This window comes from Duganella sp. P38 (assembly GCF_050859475.1).
Classification (GTDB): domain Bacteria; phylum Pseudomonadota; class Gammaproteobacteria; order Burkholderiales; family Burkholderiaceae_D; genus Rugamonas.
In genome coordinates, this window is sequence record NZ_CP193936.1 from 1,537,158 (window position 1) to 1,557,397 (window position 20,240).

Below are 20,240 nucleotides of genomic sequence, written 5' to 3' on the forward strand. Positions count from 1 at the left end.
ATCGTATAATTCACCATCATTGAAACCATTCTTCACTTAAAATGAAAAGCGAAGTGGCGCCGGATCTGCATTTTTTCGTCCTGCTTGCCAAGCTGGGCAGCATGAGCGCCACCGCGCGCGAACTGGGCGTGACGCCGCCGGCCGTCACCAAGCGGCTCAGCCTGCTGGAGCAGCGGCTGGGCGTGCGGCTGGTCAACCGCACCACGCGCCGCATCAGCCTGACCAATGAGGGCGAGGCCTACCTGGCGCAGGCCAGCGACATCCTGCACCGCATCCGCGACATGGAGGAGTCGGTATCGAGCGGCCGCGCCGAACCCAAAGGACTGCTGCGCGTGAACGCCACGCCGGGCTTTGGCCGCACGCGCATCGCGCCGCTGGTTTCGCGCTTTGCCCACCTGCACCCGGAAGTGGAGGTCGAGTTGCACCTGACCGACCGTCCGATCGACCTGGTGCAGGAAGCCTACGACATCGCCATCCGTTTCGGCGAACTGCCCGACACGCGCCTGACCGCGCGCCGGCTGATGAAGAACCGCCGCTACCTGTGCGCCTCGCCGGCCTACCTGAAGGCGGCCGGCGAACCGCAGACGCCGCAGGAGCTGCAACGGCACCGCTGCATCCTGCACCGCCAGAACGATGACGTCTATGGCACCTGGCGCCTGCACAAGGGGCGCAAGGTGGAGCTGGTGAAAGTGCGCGGCGCGGTGTCGAGCAATGATGGCGATGTCGTGCTCAACTGGGCGCTGGACGGCCACGGCATCGTCCAGCGCTCCGAATGGGACGTCGCCAAGTACCTGCAAAGCGGCCGCCTGCGCGAAGTCATGCCCGGCTACACGCTGCCGTCGGCCGACCTCTATCTGTACTACCCGAGCCGGCGCAACCTGCCGGCCAAGATGCGCGCGTTTATCGATTTCCTGGTGGCGGAATTCACGGCTTGAGCGCAAAGTTGGCGTATCATCAACCCACGCACACCACGGGGAGAGGGCATGAACTGGACGGCGGGATATGCTTCGGACATCGAATACGTTACCGGCTTCTATCGTGAACAAAGTCCGGGATGGCTCAATCTGGTGTGTCTGCTGAACGGCATCCAGCCGGTGCCGCTGGACCAGCCCTACAACTATTGCGAGCTCGGTTTTGGTCGCGGCCTGACCGCCAAGGTGCTGGCCGCCGGCAACCCGAGCGGCCAGTTCTACGCCGCCGACTTCAATCCCGCCCACGTGGCTGGCGCCAGCGCCCTGGCGCGCGAGGCGAAGCTGCCCAACCTGACCCTGCTGGAAAACAGCTTCGAGCAACTGGCCGACGGCGCGGTGACGCTGCCGCAGTTCGACTTCATCACGCTGCACGGCATTTATACCTGGGTGGCGGCCGACAACCGCCGGCACATCGTGCGCTTCATCGAACGTTACCTCAAGCCGGGCGGGCTGGTCTACGTCAGCTATAACGCCATGCCCGGCTGGGCGCCGGCGCTGCCGTTGCAGCGCCTGCTGGTCGACTACGCCGACGCCTTCCCCAAGCGCAGCGATTTGCAGATCCGCGAGGCCGGCGCCTTCGTCGCCCAGCTGGAGGCGGCGCAGGCCGGCTATCTGGCGCACAATCCCGGCCTGAAGGTGCGCACCGAGGCGCTGAAGAACAGCAACCCGAACTACCTGGTGCACGAGTACCTGCACAAACATTGGCAGCCGCTGTTTCACGCCGACGTGGCGCATGACTTCGATGACGCCAAGCTGGTGTTTGCCGGTTCGGCCGAGCTGCATAACGCCTATCCGGCCATCTTCCTCAACGACAAGCAACGGCAGCTGATCGACCAGCTGCCGCGTGCGGAAGCGCGCGAGACGCTGAAGGATTACATGCTCAACACCAGCTTCCGCAAGGATGTGTTCGTGCGCGGCGCGGTCCGCCTCGGCGCGACGCGCCAGGCCGAGCTGATGGCGCAGCTGGGCGTGGTGCTGACGGTGCCGCGCGCGAGCGCCTCGGTCACCATGAAGCTGTCCGGCGGCGAAATCAACGGCGTGCCGGAGCTGTACAAGCCGGTGCTCGATGCGCTGGCGCAGCGTCCGCACACCGTGGGCGAGCTGGCGCGCCTGCCGGCGCTGGCCGCGCAGGGCATGCAGTCGGTGGCGCAAATCGTCGCCTTGCTGAGCGCCTCCGGCCAGGCGGCCATCCATTTCCCGGCCACCGCGGCGGCCTCGCCCGAAGCCGCCTTGCGGCTCAACGCTGTGCTGGCGACGCAGGCGCGTTACAGCGACGAGCATAATGCCCTGAGCTCGCCATTGCTGGGCAGCGGCGTCGCCGCCAGCCTGGTCGAGCGGCTGTTCTACCTGGCCGTGCGGCAACGGCCGGAAGAGGTGACGGCGGCCGCGCTGGCCGCTTTCGTCTGGCAGATCATGAAACCGTCGGGGCGGCGCGTGCAGCGCGATGGCGCGGCCCTGGCCAGCGACGAGGAGAACCTGGCGCATCTGGAGGCCAACGCGCGCGACTTTATTACCGAAAAACTGCCGGTATGGCGCGCGCTGCGCGTGCTGTGAGCACGCCGACCGCCAGCGGCAGTTAGTGGCGATATTCCATTCCTGAAGCGCAATAAGCGCCTGCCAGACCTTATACTCCCGAGCTTGTGCGAAATATCAAAAAGAGGGGACGATGAGGGGAAGGCTGCTGGCCATTGCGGGAATGCTGTATCTGATGTGGACGGCGGCGCTGGCGGCCGCGCCGGACGCCGACCTATCCTTCGAGCGGCGCCGCTGGACGCTGGCCGATGGCGCCCCCAGCCAGTCGTTCAACCTGCAGCAGACCGCCGACGGCTTGCTTTGGTTCAGTTCGCCAAGTGGCTTGTACAGCTTCGACGGCGTCAAATTCAAGCAGGAGAGCGAGGTCTACGGCCACAAGCTGCGCTCGCCCAACACCATTTCGCTGCACGCCCGACGCGACGGCAGCCTGGCGGTCGGCTATGCCTTCGGCGGCTTGAGCATCTTTTCGCGCCAGGGCGTGCAGCATTACACGGCCGGCGTGGATTTCCCGCTGGGATCGACCCGCGCCATCGCGGCGGCGCCGGACGGCACCTGGTACGCCGGCACCACCACCGGCGTGGTGCGGCTGGAGCAGGGCCAGTGGGTGGCCGTCCCCGGCAGCACGGCGCTGTCATCGATGGTCGATAGCATCCTCTTTGACGCCGAGGGGGTGCTATGGGTGCAGAGCGCGGAAGAACTGCTGGTATTGCGTCCAGGCGCGCGGCAACTGGCGTATGTCACGAAATCGCCGGGCCGCGACCGCGTCAGTCTGTTTGACGGCCACCTGCACGTCAAGCTGCCGGGCGACGTCTTCGCGCGCCTGAGCGCCAGCGGCAGCCGCGAGGCGCTGCGCGTCGACAACGCCAAAGCCTACGATGCGTTCGCGGATGGACCGAACGGCACCGTCATCGCGCTGCGCAACGACGGTTTCGCACGCATGGTGCAGCGCGCGGATGGCAGCTGGTACGAGACCGAATTCTATCCACCGGTGGCCGGTTCCAGCGCCGGCGCCGGGTCGCCCGGAGCCGGCATCAGCCTGCTGCTGGACCGCGAGGGCAACTTATGGAGCACCACGCTGGAGGGCGTGGAGAAAATGCGCTTGCACCGCTTCCAGCAGTTCCGGCGGCAGGACGACAGCTGGCTGGCGCGCCGTGGCCTGGGCGACGAAATGTGGCTGGGCGGGCGCCGCAAACCGATGGTGCGCGTGCGGCCGGACGGCACATCGCAGGTCAGCGGCGTGACCGCGCCAACGGCGCTGCTGCGCCTCGGCGACGATCATGTCTGGCTGGGCGACACGGGCGGCCTGTGGGAGTACCGCAACGGCGGCGTGCGCCGCTGGGCCTTTCCGCCGCAGGTCGGCAAGCACTTCGATGTGCAGACGCTGGCGCTGGACGCCGACGGCGCGCTGCTGGTGTCGATTGTGCGCCATGGCCTGTGGCGGCTGGAAAACGGCGTCTGGCGGCGCGACCCGCGCCTGCAGGACCAGAAAGACCCGACGCCGATCAATATGCTGCGCGACAGCCGGGGCCAGACGTGGGTCGGCCTGACCAACAGCCGCCTCGCCGTGCTCGGGCCGCGGGCGGCGACGTGGTTGCCGGCGACAGCCGGCCTGCGCATCGGCAATATTCTCAGCCTGGTCGATATCGGCGGCCGCTTGCTGGTTGGCGGTGACATGGGCGTGGCCTGGGTCGACGGCGCGCGGGCGCGCCCGATGCACTTCCAGCACAACGGCCAGGTGCAACTGGTGACCGGCCTGCTGCTCGACGGCCAGGGGCGGTTGTGGGTGCACTGCAACCACGGCCTGCTGGTGGTGCCGGCGGCGGCGCTGCAACAGTTCTGGCAAGCGCCCGACAAGCCGCTCGCCGCCGAGCTGTTCAATTTTGAGGATGGCGTCGGCGGCACGGCGTCGCCGACCCGGCCGTTGCCGACGCTGGCCATGGACGGCAGCGGGCGCGTGTATTACGCCACCACGTCGCAGGCCGGCTGGGTGGACCCGGCGCGGATACGCCGCAATCCGCGGGCGCCCGATGTCATCATCCAGAGCGTGCACGCGGGCGCCAGCGCGTATCTCGCGGCCGACGGCCTGCTGCTGCCGGAGTACACCACGGCGGTCGATATCGCCTTTACCGCCACCGCGCTGTCGATTCCGGAGCGCGCCAGTTTGAAGTACCGCCTGCAAGGCGTCGACAGCGACTGGCAGGAAGTACAACGGGAACGGCGCGCGCATTACACCAATCTGGCGCCGGGACGCTACCGCTTCCAGGTCATCGCCGCCAACGAGGATGGCGTCTGGAACCAGCATGGGGCCACGCTGCAATTCGAGATCAAGCCCGCGCTGTGGCAGACCAACTGGTTCCGCGTGCTGCTTGCCTTGCTGCTGGTGCTGCTGATGGCGGCGCTGTACCGCTGGCGCATGCTGACGGTGCGGCGCCGCGCCGAGGATCGCGCCGCCGCGCTGATCGAGGCGACGCTGCAGGAACGCAGCCGCATCGCCCGCTCGCTGCACGACAATCTGTTGCAGGCGGTGCAGGCGCTGCTGCTGCGCTTCCATACGCTACAAGGGCGGGTGCAACAGGAGCCGGACTTGCAGGAGCGCCTGAACCAGGTGTTGCTGCATGCCGAGCAACTGGTCGAGAGCACGCGCGACGAGGTGGTGGCGCTGCGCAGCGACACGTTGCGCGACGACCTGTTCGTGGCCTTGCGCAAGGCGGTGGCCGCCACGTTGCCGGCCGCTGAGCGGCTGCTGGCGTTTTCCATCGCGGGCCTTGCCCGGCCGCTGCGCGAGGAGGTCGCGGGCGAGCTTTACTACGTGCTGCGCGAGGCGGTGTGGAACAGCGCCAGGCACGCGCAGGCCAGCCGCATCGGCGTCGAGTTGCGGTTTGGCGCGGCGGCGCTGGAAGCGTCGGTGGCCGACGATGGCGTCGGCTTGCGTGACGACTGCCCGCTGGCGGCCGACGGCCACTGGGGCATCACCGGCATGCGCGAGCGTGTGCAGCGGATCGGCGGCGCCATCGAAATCGGCGCCGGCGCGACGGGCGGCGTGACCGTGCGCGTGACCATTCCCGCCGCGCTGGCCTACGCGCCGGCGCAAGCCTGACGCGGTGTCACCGCGCCGCTAACGACGCGGGGCAAGCCCGCCAGGCCTTGGCCAGACGGCTGGCGGGCCAGCGCCGGCAGCATAGGCCGAACGCCTAGCGGGCCGGCGCCGCCACGCCGCGCAGCCATGTGTAGGCGTACAGCGCCAGGGTGGCTGCCACCATGCCCAGCGCGAGCAGGCGCAAGCCGTCGGCGGCTGGCGCGCAGGTGGCGCAGGCCTTGGACAGCAGCAGCTGCGCGCCGCTGACCGTGCATAGCACCACGATCGGCCAGCCAAGGCGGCGGCGGAACTGCTGGATCGCCCGCTGGCCGGCGCGCGCGGCGATGCGCGCCGTGGCGTAGCCGTCCAGGCTATCGGTCAGCGCCATGCCCAGCACAAACGCGCCCGCCACCTGCAACGCATGCCAGCTGCCCGCTCCCAGCGTGGTGGCGGCATAGCCCCACGCCAGCGCCTGCAACAGACTTTCCACACCCAGCGCGAACAGCATGCCGACGCCGAGCGCCGTCAGCGGCCGTACATTGCTCAGCGGCGCCAGCACGCGCGCGCCGAACGACGGCATGGCGCCATCCGGCCCCGGCCACAACAGGCTGCGCGCGTTCAGCGCCGCCAGCGCCAGCAGCAGCACGCCGGGCAGCCATTCCAGCAGCGTCAGCGCCGCGATCAGCCCGGACTCCGGCCGCAGCCAGCCGGCCGCCAGGTCGGCCAGCGCCACGATCAGCAGCACCACCGCCGCGTGGCCCAGCGCGAACAAGGCCCCCATCCACGGCGCGGCGGCCGGACGCGCGCGCATCGTCAGGCCATCGATGGCGGCCAGGTGGTCGGGCGCCAGGCCGTGCCGCAAACCCAGCAGCAGGGCGATTTCAATTGTCGGCAGCGATTCGGTCATATACAATCCTAAATGCAAGTCAGTTGCGTTAATTATATAGGTTAAGCGACCGGGCCGTGGGTTCTCCATGACAGGTGTAGGGGCATTGAGGTAGAATCGGCTCCCATACGTGAATGGTGCCCCGCGTCTTTTCAGCCGCGGGGTGAAACGGGAAGCCGGTGACGCGCGCGATCTGCATTGCGCGCCAGTCCGGCGCAGCCCCCGCTGCTGTAAGCCTGACGACGCTGTCCAACCGCCACTGTGCATCCGCACGGGAAGGCAAGGGCAGCCAAGGATGAGGGCAAGCCAGAAGACCGGCCAGTCATGATTAATGCGCAAAGCCCGGGGTGTGGCTTTTGCCTGTTATTTGTTCGCTGTTTTCCATTGCTGCTGTCGCCGACGCACGCCGCTTGCGCGCGCGCGTTCGCTTGCCGTGGAGCGGCGGATTATTCCAACCATTCAGCACCGAGAAAATTCATGATCCGTTCCATGCACCGCCGTCCCCTGTCCCTGCGTCCTGTCGTTGCCGCCATCGCCCTGCTGTGCGGCGGCGGCGCTATTGCCGATGAGGCGGAGGTCCTGCCGACCGTCACCGTTCAGGGTGCTTCCGCCAGCGAGGGGCTGGGGCTGGCGCGCCAGCAGGCCACCGCCAGCCGTCTCGGCCTGACCGCGCAGGAACTGCCGGCCAGCGTCGAATCACTCAGCGCCGCCACCATGCAGGCGCGCGGCGACCTGCTGGTCAAGGATGCGGTGACCCGCACCACCGGTCTGACCGATATCAGCTCGCCGGGCAACGGCGTCGGCTACTCGGCGCGCGGCTTCAGCGGCAACGGCTCGATCGCGCTGCTGGAGAACGGCCAGCGGCCGCAGGTGGCGTCGGGCACGGCCACTTATCCGTCCGACCCGTGGGGTTATGAATACATCGAGGTGCTGCGCGGCCCCGGCTCCATCGTCTACGGCAGCGGCACCACCGGCGCCACCATCAACGCCGTGCGCAAGGCGCCATCGCGCACCGCCTCGGTGGAAGCGATGGGCGGCATCGGCGGCGGAGAAACGGTGCGCGGCGGTGTCGGCGCGACCGGCGCGCTGGGCCAGCAGGGCGCGTTCCGCGTCGACGCCTACGCCGACCACAGCGACGGCCTGATCGATCGCGGCCAGTCGCGCCACGGCAAGCTGCTGACCAGCGTGAACTATGCGCTGACGCCGGCGCTGGACCTCGACCTGTCGCTCGACCATCTGGAGCAAAGGCCGCAGCGCTATTTCGGCACGCCGCTGGTCAATGGCGGCCTGTCGCGCGCGTTGCGCGGACAGAACTACAACGTCGGCGATGCCGATGTGTCCTATGAAGATAACAAGGCCGTGGTGCGCCTGACGTGGCGCTACTCGCCGTCGCTGACCATCAGCAACGAGCTGGCCTACATGAAGGCGCGTCGCAACTGGCGCAACGTCGAATACTACAACTTCAACGCCGCCGCCAATCTGGTCGAGCGCAGCGATTATGTAGCGATTCACCACGACCAGGAGCAAACCGGCAACCGGCTGGAAGCGCGCTGGGTGGACGGCGACAACCGCGTGGTGGCCGGCTGGGAAGCGGCCACCATCAACTATGCCCACCGCAGCAACTCGCCATACGGCGGTTCCTCGACCGTCAAGCCAACCGGCTTCGACCCCGGCGTGTTCGACAGCCCGGACCTGCTGAAGCCGGTCTTCTCCACCGACACCACCACCCATGCGTTCTATATCGAGGACGCCTACCGCCTCAGCCCAGGCCTGCTGTTGCTGGGCGGCGTGCGTCATGACCGCTACAACATCGAGCGCTTGACGCCGCAAGGCGCCAGCGAGTTCGACGCCACGCTGCAATCGAACGCGGTGCGCCTCGGCCTGACGTGGCAGCTGGACCGCGCCACCTCGCTGTACGCGCAGGTGAGCAGCGGCAGCGATCCGATCGGCAATCTGCTGTCGCTAAACCTTACCAACAGCCGCTACAAGCTGACCTCGTCGCGCCAGGTGGAGGCGGGCGTCAAGCAATCGCTGGCCGGCGGCAAGGCCGAGTGGACGGCGGCGCTGTATCGCATCACCAAGGACGACATCATCACCCGCGATCCGAACAATGCTGCGCTATCGGTGCAGGGCGGCTCGCAGTCGTCGCGCGGCGCCGAGGCAACTGCCAGCGTGGCGCTGGACGCCGCATGGCGTGTCGAGGCCAACGCGGCCTACACCGACGCCCAGTTCGACCAGCTGATCGAAAGCGGCAATCTGTCGCGCGCCGGCAATCGTCCGTCCGATGTGCCGAAGGTGTCGGCCAACCTGTGGCTGAACTACCGCGCCAGCGCCTGGCGCGCGGCGCTGGGCGCGCGTTATGTCGGCGACCGCTACACCGACAACGCCAACCAGCACGTGCTGCCGTCGTACACCACGCTGGACGCGTCGCTGGGCTGGAACGTCCGCCGCAACGTGCTGGTGCAGCTCAACTTGCGCAACCTGACCGATAAACTGTACGCCAGCACCTCGTACAACGACAACCAGTACCTGATCGGAGATCGCCGCCACGCCGAGCTGACCGTGCAGTGGCGCTACTGATGATGCGCTCCTGGAAGCGTCACGCGCATCTGTGGCACCGCTGGCTGGGCATTGTGCTCGGCCTGCTGGTGCTGCTGTGGTTTGGCTCGGGCATCGTCATGATGTACGTGCCTTACCCGGCGTTGACGGAACAGGAGCGCATGGCATGGCTGGCGCCGCTGGATGCGGAACAGGTGCAGGTCAGCGCCTGGACCGCGTGGCAGGCCGCCGGCCGGCCCGGCATGCCGACTGCCGTGCGTTTGAACCAGGTGGCGGGCCGCCCGGCCTACCATTTCAAGGCCGACGGACGCTGGTGGACGGTATCGGCCGATACCGGCCAGCCCTTGCAGGTGACGTCCGCCATCGCCGCCGCCAGCGCACTGCCGGCCGCGTCCAGCGGCCGCGCCGCTGCGGAAGGAGGCGCGGGCGAGCCAGCCGGCGCCACAGCGGCGCCGGCGGTACAGGTGACTTCGTCGGACACGATCGACATCGACCAATGGACCTTCGGCAGCGTGCGCGAGCACCGTCCGCTGTACCGCGTCGGCCTGAACGATGCAGCCGGCAGCGTGTTGTACGTCTCCAGCCGCACCGGCGAACTGGTGCGCGACACCACGCGCAGCGAGCGCGCGTGGAACTGGGCCGGCTCCGTCATCCACTGGATTTACTTCACGCCGCTGCGCCGGCACGGCCAGCCGTGGCGGCAGGTGGTGATGTGGACCTCCGGCGCCGCGCTGCTGCTGGTGATGCTGGGCATGATCCTGGGCATCCAGCGGCTGCGCGTGCGCCGTCCGTACGCCGGCGGCCGCTGGTCGCCGTATCGCGGCTGGCAGGCATGGCACCACTGGATGGGGCTGGCCATCGGCACGCTGATGCTGACCTGGCTGTTCAGCGGCTGGCTATCGGTCACGCCGTTCGACTGGCTGGCGTCGCACGGCGTCACGGCCAAGGACCGGCAGGCCTTCGCTGGCGGTCCGCTGACGCGCGACGACCTGGCGACGCCAGTGCAAGACAGCGTGCGCCACCATCCCGGCCTGCTGGAACTGGAATGGCGCCGCATCGACGGCCAACTCAACTTCAGCATGCTCGACCGCGCGTGGCGCCAGTTGCGCCAGCCTGTTCCGGCTGAACGCCTGCGCCACGCGACCGCTGCGCTACGCCCCGGCGCGCACCTCGTGCTGGAGACGCTGGCCAGCGAGGACGACTACCACTACAGCCATCACCAGCAAGCCGTTCTGCCGGTCCTGCGCGCCCGCTTCGACCTGCCCGACGAGGCCACCTTCTACATCGACCCGCGCCAAGGCGAGATCGTCGGCTACGCCGACCGCAACAGCAAATGGAACCGCTGGCTCTTCAATGGCCTGCACCAACTGGACTTCGCCGCCGTTGTACGGGCCCGGCCGCTATGGGACGTCATCGTCATCGCCCTGTGCGTCACCGGCGCCCTGGCCACGCTGACCGGGATCGTGCTCGGCTGGCGTCGCCTTCGCAAGCGCTAGTGCCAGAAGACAACTAAAAGCGCAGGGTGCATCGCGCCGCGTGCAAGGCACAGCTCGGGCTGGATCCTGAAAAGCTGATGCGGAGTGTTGTTTTTTCGCCTGCCGCATTGCTGCCGGCAGCGACAACTTAAGCTCTCTGAAGTTTCCCGCAGCCAGCGCCGCTGCGGCGTTTCCACCGTTTGAACCTTGCTTATCTGCCAGTCATACGACGACTTCCTCAGATAGATATGCAGAATGGTTCGTTATCTTCTGCAAGCCAGCCTCGTATATTGCGACTGTCGGTTAGCGAAAGGGCGAGATCAGCCCGCAAGGCAGCGACAGCGTGCAGCTTGAACTCGGCGCCTACCGGCGTCCGCCAGCCTGCCGACAAACCGCAGCGCAGGTCGCCGACACGTTATGGCGCACCCGCGCGCCGCAGGCTACCGCTAAGCCCTGCGTTACACCACATGACACAGCCCGCGCCGTGCGGGCACGCAAAATTACAAGAGGGATTTGAATGAGCACTTTGAAGAAAAGCGCGCTCGCGCTGGCGCTAGCATTGGCGTATTCTGAATTCGCGGCGGCACAGGAAGAGGCGATCCAGCGGGTGGAGGTGACCGGCAGCAGCATCAAGCGCACGGCGGCGGAAAGCGCCGGCTCGGTGCAGGTGCTGACGCGCGACGATATCGAGCGCACCGGCGAGACCACCGCGCTGGGCATCCTGACCACCACCTCGGCCATCAGCACGCAGCTGAACGCGGCCACGCAGGGCGCCGCCACTTTTGCCAACGGCTCGTCCGGCGTCAGCATGCGCGGCCTCGGCAAGGTATCGACGCTGGTGCTGGTCAACGGCCGCCGCATCGCGCAGTACGCGCTGGCCGACAGCGCGCAGCAGAACTTCACCAACATCGACGCGATTCCGGCCGCCGCCATCGAGCGCATCGAGATCCTGAAGGATGGCGCCTCGGCCATCTACGGTTCGGACGCGATTGCTGGCGTGGTCAACATCATCCTGCGCAAGAACTTCAACGGCGCCAAGATCAGCGCCAACTACCGCGAGGCCGACGGCTTCCGCGACCTGCGCACCCGCAACGTTACCGGCATCGTCGGCTTTGGCGACCTCGACAAGGATGGCTACAACACCTATGTCAATTACGAGTTCTACAAGAACGACGGCTACACCACCGGCGAGCTGGCCAGCCACTACCCGGACTGGCACCGCCTGACGCCGGGCCGCTCGACCTGGGACGCGCGCAGCCAGTATTCGCCGACCGGTAACTACTTCCTGAGCAGCACCAACATCGTCGCCGCGCCGGGCTGTCCGGCCGACGCCATCGATCCGGCCGACAAGCAGTGCAAATACGACGCGCTGGCCACCGACGGCGCCACCACCGGCTCCAGGCGCTGGGCCTTGGCCAGCAATACCCACTTCCGCATCGGCAAGGAAATCGACGCCAACTTCGAGCTGACCGCCGCCGGCGCCACCACCGATTATCTGCTGAGCGGCTTCACCACCAACACCACCACCTCGGCCGCGTACTGGTACGACATGCTGGGCGGTAATTTGAAAGGACCGTTCTACTATCCGAAGCTGCCGGTCGGCCACGCCAACAATCCGTATTCGGTGCCGGTCGAGTACCGCGCGCGCCTGACGGACACCGGCGATGGCTTCAACTTCAACACCACGCAGTCGCAGCAGTACCGCGCCATGCTCAGCCTGAATGGCGAGATCGGCGGCTGGGACTGGAAATCGGCCGTGGGTCACATGAAGTCCAGCGCCGACAAGGATTTCCGCGGCACCAGCGCCACGGGCTACACCAACGCCATCGTCAGCGGCGCCTACAAGTTCGGCCAGCAGAACGACCCGGCGCTGCTGGAGTCGATGTTCCCGGTCCGTAATACCTACGGCAAGGCCAGGATCTCCTTCGTCGACGCCACCGTCAGCGGCGAAGTGGCGCAGTTGCCGGCCGGGCCGCTGCGCATCGCCGTCGGCACCGACATCCGCCGCGAATCGTATGAGATGAAGAGTTCGGACAATGTGCTGCGCGGCGAACTGGTCAGCGCCTTCGGCTTGCAGGTCAAGGATACGGTCGATCACTACGCGCTGTTCACCGAGGCCACCATCCCGGTGCTGAAACGCGTGGAACTGACCGCGGCCGTGCGCGGCGACAAGACCAGCAATAGCGACGCCCACTTCTCGCCGAAAGTCGGCCTGCGCGTCAACGCCACCGACACGCTGCTGCTGCGCGCCACCGGTTCCGGCGGCTTCCGCGCGCCGAACATCGTCGAATCCGGCAATGGCCTGGGCCGTGGCTCGTACTCGACCGGCGTGCAGGACTACCGCCGCTGCCCGATCGCCACCGCGCTGAACGCGCTGGTGCAGAACGCCGTCGGCGCCACTACCGGCGACAAGGCGCTGGCCAACAGCTATCGCGGCACGGACTGTTCGGCGGTGCTGCCGGCCTTCGTCTCGTCGAATCCGGACCTGAAGCCGGAAACCTCGCGCACGCTGACCGCCGGCTTCGTCTGGGAGCCGGTCAAGAACTGGACCATGGCGATCGACTACTACCACATCGAACGCAAGGACCAGATCGGCACCCGCACGCTGGCGGACATCCTGCAAGGCGAAGCGAGCCTGCCTGCCGGCCAACTGGTGCGCGTGGACAACAGCGCGTCCGACGCCGAATTCCTGGCGCTGGTGCAAAAGTACGCGCCGGGCAACACCCTCAACTTCGGCGGCCTCGGCAAGGTGGCGCTGGTGTACAACCCTTACGTCAACAGCGGCAAGACGCGCACCTCGGGCTTCGACTTCGACGCCTCGGGCCGCTTCAATACCGCGCTGGGCCAGGTGCGGCTGAAGCTGGAAGGCGCCTACACCTGGAAATACCAGGAGTACAGCGTGACCAACGGCGCATACGGCGCCAACCAGGCCGGCAACTGGGATGGCGGCCCGCGCCTGAACACCAAGCTGCGCGCGGCGCTGAAGACTGGCGACTTCGACCACGGCGCCACCATCAACTACACCAGCGGCTACAGCAACAACAGCGTGTCGTCGCCGACCTACTGCGCCACCAACAGCGTCGCGTCAGCCTACCTGGACACTTGTAACCATGTCGGCAGCAACACCACGGTAGACTACAACCTGGCCTGGAGCGGCATTCCGCATACCAAGCTGAGCCTGTTTATCAATAATCTGTTCGAGCAGGACGCACCAGTGCAATGGCGCAGCGGCTACTCGCCGCAGTTCCGCCGCATCGGTGTGACCGCCGCCTACACCTTCTGATGAGCTGATATGAAAAAGATTTCCGCATTATTCGTCGCGCTGCTGCTGACCCTTGGCGCCACCGCCAGCGCGCAGCAGTACCAGGGCCAGCCGCCGATACGCGGCGCGGTGGACACCACCAGCCGCCCGACCGACCGCCAGGGCAAGGGCGTCTTCCCGTTCAACGAGGATGGCGTTTATTTCTCCAACGAGTTCGACGGCGCCCGCCTGAACAGCATTCAGCGCACCGGGCCGCTGGAATACACCATCTCGATCACGCCGGAGAACGAGCCGATCAACATGAGTCCGTGGTATGCCTTCCAGGTATGGTCGAAGGCGCCGGCCGAAATCTCGGTCAGGCTGGTCTACCCGGAAAAAGCGCGCCACCGCTACACGCCGCAGTTGAGCAGCGACGGCCTGCAATGGAAGCCGCTGGTGGCCGAGCGCATAATCGAGGAGGACAAGGCCAACGCCGAAGGGGCGCCACCGCGCGCCCGAAAAGCGTGACCTTGCGGCTGCAAGCGGACACCCGGCCGCTGTGGGTGTCCGGCCAGGAACTGCACACGTCCCGGCGCGTGTACGGCTGGATCGACGATATCGCCCGCAAGCACAAGCTGCAAGTGAGCGAGATCGGCAAGAGCACCGGCGGCCGTCCGCTGAAGCTGCTCACGCTGGGCAACAAGTCCGGCAAGAAGGCGATCCTGGTGATTTCGCGCCAGCATCCGCCGGAAGTGACCGGCTACTTCGCCATGCAGTCGTTCGTGGCAACGCTGGCCGCCGATACCAGGCTGGCGCAGCGCTTCCGCAAGGACTGGACCGTGTACGTGGTGCCGCTGATGAACCCGGACGGCGTCGATGGCGGCTTCTGGCGCCACAACGTCGGCGGTGTCGATCTGAACCGCGACTGGGCCGACTTCAACCAGCCGGAAACGCGGGCCGTGCGCGACTTCCTCAAGCAGCGCGCGGCCGACGGCGCCAGGTTCTACTTCGGCATCGACTTCCACTCGACCTGGGACGACATCTATTACACGCTGGACCCGAAATTCAAGGGTAATATGCCGGGACTGGTGCCGGAGTGGCTGGACAAGATCCAGCAGGCCATTCCGCACTACAAGCCGGTGATACAGCCGTCTGAGCGCCTGGAGCCGACCACGGTGTCGCGCAACTATTTCCTCAAGGAGCATGGCATGGAAGCGATCGTGTTTGAAATCGGCGACAACACGCCGCGTGACCTGATCACGGAAAAGGGCAAGGTCGGCGCGACCGAGCTGATGAAACTGATCCTGGCGAAATCGGCGCCATGACGCGCGCCGCCACCAAGCACGCACGCCACGGCTGGCTGCGGCCGGCCGCGCTGTCGCTGTCGGCCAGCGCAGTGTTGCTGTGCACGCCGCCGGTGATGGCCGACAGTGCGCCGGCGCCGCGCAGCCTCGCCGCGCTCACCGCCAATCTGCAAGCGCAGCCGGGTTTTGTGCAGGTCTGGCGCGATGCCGACAAGGGCCGCGTGCTGTTGACGGTGAAGTCGCTGAGCAGCCCGTTCCTGCTGGTCAGCTCGCTGCCGCATGGCCTCGGCTCGAACGACATCGGCCTTGATCGCGGCCAGCCGGGGAGGTCAAGATGGTGCGCTTTGAAAAGCGCGGCGCCCGGCTGTTCCTGTTGCAGGACAACACGCACTACGTCGCCGATTCCGCCAATGCCGATGAGCGCGCCAGCGCGGTGCAGGCCTTCGCCAGCGCGGTGCTGTGGTCGGGCGATATCCTCGCCAGCGAGCAGGGCGGCTATCTGGTCGACTTCTCCAGCTTCCTGCTGGCCGACCAGCACGGCATCGCGCGCCGCCTGGCCGGCGCCAGGCAGGGCGGCTACAGCATCAACCCGGCCCGCAGCGCGGTGCTGCCGGAGCTGGCCAAAAGCTTCCCCGACAATACCGAGCTCGAAGCCGAGCTGACTTTCCAGGGCGGCGGCGAGGGCGCCGCGGTGCGCCGCGTGGCGGCCGATCCGGCGTCGCTGACGCTGCGCCAGCACATCAGCCTGGTGCGCCTGCCGGGGCCGGGATACACGCCGCGCGCGTATCACCCGGCGTCCGGCGGCAACGCCAATCCCTACGTGGACTTTGCCGCGCCGCTGTCCGGCAGCATGGAAGTGCGCTGGCAGCGCCGTCACCGCCTGCAAAAGACCGATCCGTCGGCAGCGGTCAGCAGCGTCAGCAAGCCGATCGTCTACTACTTGGATCGCGGCGTGCCGGAGCCGATGCGCACCGCGCTGCTGGAAGGCGCGCGCTGGTGGGCCACGGCGTTTGAAAAAGCCGGCTTCAAGGACGCCTACCGCGTCGAGCTGCTGCCGGAAGGCGCGGACCCGATGGACATCCGCTACAACGTCATCGCATGGGTGCACCGCGATACGCGCGGCTGGTCTTACGGCAGCTCGCTGGTCGATCCGCGCAGCGGCGAAATCATCAAGGGCGCGGTGACGCTGGATTCGCAGCGCATGCGGCAGGACATGCTGATCGCCGAGAGCCTGCTGGCGCCGTATGGCAAGGCAGGCGAGGGCGTCAACCAGGCGCGCCTTGGCGAAGCCGGGCAGGCGGTGTTGTCGCGCCTGCGCCAGCTGGCGGCGCACGAGATCGGCCACACGCTGGGCTTCGCGCACAATTTTGCCGCCAGCCGGCAGGGCAATGGTTCGGTGATGGATTATCCGCATCCCTTGCTGACCATCGCCGCCAATGGCGATGTCGCGCTGAGCAAGCCGTATGGCGATGGCGTGGGGCCGTGGGACGACTTCATCGTCGCCCACGCCTACAGCGAGTACGCCACGCCGCAGGCCGAGGCGGACGGACTGGCGCGGCTGCGCGCGCAAGCCAGGAGCGACAAGCTGGATTACGTCAGCGATGCCGATACGCGGCCGGCGGGGGCCGGCCATCCGAACGGCCTGATGTGGGACCTCGGCGCCGACTCGCTGGCCGGCTGGGACCTGGTGATGACGGCGCGCCGCCGCGCGCTGCAGCAGTTCTCCATCGGTGTGCTGCCGGATGCGCGCCAGGTGGGCGAACTGGAGGCCCGTCTGGTGCCGGTATATTTGCTGCATCGCTACCAGACCGAAGCGGTAGCGCGGCTGGTGGCTGGCGGCTCGTTCGAGTACGCCACGATTGGCGATGTGCGCAGCGGCGCGCGCCAGGCGGGCGTACAGGTCGTCCCGGCCCGCATTCAGCGCCAGGCGCTGCAAAAGCTGACCGACAGCCTGCGGGCCGAGGAGCTGGCGCTGCCGGGCAACGTGCTGGAACTGTTGGCGCCGCCAAGCCAGGGCTATCAGCGCACGCAGGAGTATTTCGCCACCGGCATGGAGCGTGTGTTTGATCCGTATGCGGCCGCCGAAGCCGCGGCGGCGCAGACCAGCTTGTACCTGTTCGATCCGGCACGGATTAACCGGCTGTCTTGGCAGCATGCGCGCGATGCGCAACAGCCCGGCGTGGCCGATACGCTGGAACTGGTGTGGAACAGCGGCTGGAAACGCGCGCCGGTGCCGGCTTCCGTGATCGGCGGTGCGGCCGTGCAGCAGGCGGCGGACTGGGTGGTGCTGGAAAGCGTGCTGCGCCTGCTCGAAGCCGACAAGCTGCATCCTCAGGTGGACGCCGATGTGCGGCAGTCGGTGCGTGAGCTGGCGGCGTGGCTGGTGAAGAATCCGTCGTCTGGCAGCGTGGCCAGCAACCGTCGCCGCGCGGCCGAGCTCATCACGCGTTACCTGGCCGATCCGGGCAGCGTCAAGCTGCGTCCGGCGCCGGCGATTCCTCCGGGCGCGCCGATCTAGGGGGTATCATCGCCGGCAAGGAGGACATTGGATATGAGGAACTGGTTCGAGCAGGGCGGCAGCGACTATGCGCGCTTCCGCCCGGAATATCCGGCGCAACTGGCCGACTATCTGGCCTCGGTGGCGCCGGGCGGCGCGCTGGCTGCCGACGTGGGCTGCGGCAACGGCCAGCTGACGCAGTTGCTGGCAGCCCGCTTCGAACAGGTTATCGGCCTCGATCCCAGCGCCGACCAGATCGCCAACGCCAGCGGCGGCGACCGCACCAGCTATCAGTGCGCGCCGGCCGAGCGCTTGCCGCTGGCCGACCACAGCGCCAGCCTGATCACGGCGGCGCAGGCTGCGCACTGGTTCGACCTGCCGGCCTTCTACGCTGAAGTACGGCGGGTGGGCGTGCCGGCCGGCGTACTGGCACTGATCAGCTACGGCGTGCTGGAACTGCAGCCGGCGCTGAACGAGCGTTTCCAGCGGTTTTACTGGCAGGAGATCGGTCCTTACTGGCCGCCCGAGCGCAAGCTGGTGGACAGCGGCTACGCCACCCTCGACTTTCCGTTTGAAGAATTCAAGGCGCCGCCGATGCAGATCCGCGTCGAATGGCGCTTGCCGGAGTTGCTCGGCTACCTGCAAACCTGGTCGGCGGTCCGCAGCGCCAGGGAAGCCGGGCGCGAAGACATCCTCACCAGCTTCGCCGCCGACATTGCCGCGCTGTGGGGCGACGAGCATACCCACCGCACCGTCGCCTGGCCGATCAACATGCGCATCGGCCGCATCTGATTGAAGGCCAGGCGCCGCGGCACGACGCCGGGCGGCCTTATGCCAGCAGCTTCAGCAGCGCTTCGGCGGCGGCTTCGGACGAGGCCGGGTTCTGGCCGGTGACCAGCAGGCCGTCGGTGATGGCGTAGGGCTGCCAGTCGCCGACCTTGGAGTAGATGCCGCCGTTTTGCTTCAGCATGTCTTCCACCAGGAAAGGCACGACATCGGTCAGGCCGACCGCGTCTTCTTCGGTGTTGGTGAAGCCGGTGACCTTCTTGCCGTTGACCAGCGGCTTGCCGTCCGCGCCTTTCACATGGCGCAGCACGCCCGGCGCGTGGCAGACGGTGGCGACCGGCTTGCCGGCGGCGATCGTGTCTTCGATCAGCTTGATCGAATGGCGGTCTTCGGCCAGGTCCCACAGCGGGCCGTGGCCGCCCGGATAAAACACGGCGTCGAAATCGGCGGCGTTGACGTCGGCCAGCTTGCCGGTATTGGCCAGCACGGCCTGGGCTTCCGCGTCGGCCTTGAAGCGCCGGGTCGCCTCGGTCTGCGAAGCCGGCTCGTCGCTTTTCGGGTCCAGCGGCGGCTGGCCGCCGTTTGGCGACACCACCGTCAGCTGGGCGCCCGAGGCTTTCAGCGTGTAGTACGGGGCGGCGAATTCTTCCAGCCAGAAGCCGGTTTTCTTGCCGGTGTTGCCCAGTTGGTCGTGCGAGGTGAGGACGATCAGAATTTTTTCATGTTCAACTCCTTGATTAAAGTGCTGCTTCGAGAATGCGGCGGCTGCGCGCGAGGTCGATATCGCGGTGTTCGCCGAGGGCGGTCATGCCGTGCGCTTCCAGTTGCTTGAGCACGGCTTCTACTGCATCCTGTCCCAGTGCGTAGGCGGACAGGCGGGTCGGGATGCCGAGGCCTTCAAAGAAGGCGCGGGTGCGGGCGATGGCGGCGTCGATGCGCTCGTCGTCGCTGCCGCTGCTGATGTTCCAGACGCGCTCGCCGAACTGTAGCAGCTTGGCCCGTTTCGGCCCGCGCTGTACGTCCAGCAGGGCCGGCAGCACCAGCGCCAGCGTGCGCGCGTGGTCGATGTCGTACAGCGCGGTCAGCTCGTGGCCGATCATATGGGTGGCCCAGTCCTGCGGCACGCCCGCGCCGATCAGGCCGTTGAGGGCCAGCGTTGCGGTCCACATCAGATTGGCGCGGGTGGCGTAGTCGTCCGGCGTGGCGATCGCTTGCGGCGCGATCTCGACCAGCGTTTGCAGCAGCCCTTCGGCAAAGCGGTCCTGCACGCGGGCGTCGACCGGATAGGTCAGGTATTGCTCGGTGGTGTGGACGAAGGCGTCGACCAGGCCGTTGGCGACCTGGCTGACCGGCAGCGTGAAGGTCTTGCGCGGATCGAGAATGGAGAATTTCGGATACACCAGCGCCGAGTGGAAGGCCAGCTTGGCTTGCGTGGCTTTCTTGGTGACCACGCTGCCGGCGTTCATTTCCGAACCGGTGGCAGGCAAGGTCAGCACCGAACCGAAGGGCAGGGCTTGCTTGATGTTGGCGCCGCCGCGCTCGGCGATTTCCCATGGCTCGCCGTCATACAGCGCGGCCGCCGCGACGAACTTGGTGCCGTCGATAACCGAGCCGCCGCCGACCGCCAGCAGGAAGTCCAGCTTTTCGCGGCGCACCTGGTCGACCGCGCGCATCAGCGTTTCATAGCTCGGGTTCGGCTCGATGCCGCCGAATTCCTGGACGGTGCGCTGGCCCAGCGCGCTGCGCACCTCGGCCAGCGTGCCGGTCTTTTCGGCGCTGGCGCCGCCGTACAGGATCAGCACGCGTGCGTTGTCCGGCACCAGCCTGGACAACCTGGCGACGGTGTCGGCGCCGAAGACGATTTTGGTGGGATTGTGGAATTCGAAGTTCTTCATCTGCTCTTCCTTTTATA

General features: G+C 67.2%; 13 protein-coding genes and 1 riboswitch. Of the genes, 10 read left to right on the plus strand and 3 right to left on the minus strand.

The features are described from left to right. Window positions 1-41 precede the first annotated feature (41 nt). From ACRQ5J_RS07060 to ACRQ5J_RS07070, 3 genes are all read left to right on the plus strand, one after another. Window positions 42-935, plus strand: coding sequence for a LysR family transcriptional regulator (locus ACRQ5J_RS07060; RefSeq protein ID WP_432382121.1), 894 nt, complete (start codon window positions 42-44; stop codon window positions 933-935). 48 nt (window positions 936-983) lie between these two features. Then, entirely contained in the window at window positions 984-2,525 is a 1,542-nt protein-coding gene (locus ACRQ5J_RS07065; protein ID WP_432382123.1) for a class I SAM-dependent methyltransferase, read from the plus strand. A gap of 112 nt (window positions 2,526-2,637) precedes the next feature. Next, window positions 2,638-5,601: a sensor histidine kinase gene (locus ACRQ5J_RS07070; RefSeq protein WP_432382125.1), complete on the plus strand. Its 2,964-nt coding sequence runs from the start codon at window positions 2,638-2,640 to the stop codon at window positions 5,599-5,601. A gap of 94 nt (window positions 5,602-5,695) precedes the next feature. On the opposite strand, the gene ACRQ5J_RS07075 is transcribed toward ACRQ5J_RS07070, so the two are convergent. Further along, window positions 5,696-6,487 carry a hypothetical protein gene (locus ACRQ5J_RS07075; protein WP_432382127.1) on the minus strand — a complete coding sequence of 264 codons (792 nt, stop codon included), beginning with the start codon at window positions 6,485-6,487 and terminating at the stop codon, window positions 5,696-5,698. 97 nt (window positions 6,488-6,584) lie between these two features. Continuing rightward, window positions 6,585-6,803, plus strand: a riboswitch (cobalamin riboswitch). Between the two features lie 140 nt (window positions 6,804-6,943). Between ACRQ5J_RS07075 and ACRQ5J_RS07080 the strand changes: the two genes are divergently transcribed. From ACRQ5J_RS07080 to ACRQ5J_RS07110, 7 genes are all read left to right on the plus strand, one after another. Beyond that, window positions 6,944-9,046, plus strand: coding sequence for a TonB-dependent receptor (locus ACRQ5J_RS07080; RefSeq protein WP_432382128.1), 2,103 nt, complete (start codon window positions 6,944-6,946; stop codon window positions 9,044-9,046). Beyond that, complete coding sequence (locus ACRQ5J_RS07085; RefSeq protein WP_432382129.1) at window positions 9,046-10,521, plus strand: PepSY domain-containing protein; 1,476 nt, start codon at window positions 9,046-9,048, stop codon at window positions 10,519-10,521. The genes ACRQ5J_RS07080 and ACRQ5J_RS07085 overlap by 1 nt, the downstream gene beginning before the upstream one ends. Window positions 10,522-11,017: 496 nt before the next feature. After that, window positions 11,018-13,783 (plus strand): TonB-dependent receptor plug domain-containing protein, encoded by a 2,766-nt coding sequence (locus ACRQ5J_RS07090; protein ID WP_432382130.1) that lies wholly within the window; start codon window positions 11,018-11,020, stop codon window positions 13,781-13,783. Window positions 13,784-13,792: 9 nt separating this feature from the next. Continuing rightward, window positions 13,793-14,269, plus strand: a complete 477-nt coding sequence (locus ACRQ5J_RS07095; RefSeq protein ID WP_432382132.1) for a hypothetical protein — start codon at window positions 13,793-13,795, stop codon at window positions 14,267-14,269. Between the two features lie 2 nt (window positions 14,270-14,271). Beyond that, entirely contained in the window at window positions 14,272-15,066 is a 795-nt protein-coding gene (locus ACRQ5J_RS07100) for a M14 family metallopeptidase (protein WP_432382134.1), read from the plus strand. 313 nt (window positions 15,067-15,379) lie between these two features. Further along, on the plus strand, window positions 15,380-17,563 hold the full coding sequence (locus ACRQ5J_RS07105; protein WP_432382135.1) for a zinc-dependent metalloprotease: 2,184 nt from the start codon (window positions 15,380-15,382) through the stop codon (window positions 17,561-17,563). A 33-nt stretch (window positions 17,564-17,596) separates the two neighbouring features. Continuing rightward, complete coding sequence (locus ACRQ5J_RS07110) at window positions 17,597-18,334, plus strand: class I SAM-dependent methyltransferase (RefSeq protein WP_432382136.1); 738 nt, start codon at window positions 17,597-17,599, stop codon at window positions 18,332-18,334. A 37-nt stretch (window positions 18,335-18,371) separates the two neighbouring features. On the opposite strand, the gene ACRQ5J_RS07115 is transcribed toward ACRQ5J_RS07110, so the two are convergent. Next, window positions 18,372-19,037, minus strand: coding sequence for a type 1 glutamine amidotransferase domain-containing protein (locus ACRQ5J_RS07115; protein ID WP_432383602.1), 666 nt, complete (start codon window positions 19,035-19,037; stop codon window positions 18,372-18,374). A 28-nt stretch (window positions 19,038-19,065) separates the two neighbouring features. Next, a complete protein-coding gene (locus ACRQ5J_RS07120; RefSeq protein ID WP_432382138.1) occupies window positions 19,066-20,223 on the minus strand; it encodes an iron-containing alcohol dehydrogenase in 1,158 nt (385 codons plus the stop codon). Between the last annotated feature and the right edge of the window lie 17 nt (window positions 20,224-20,240).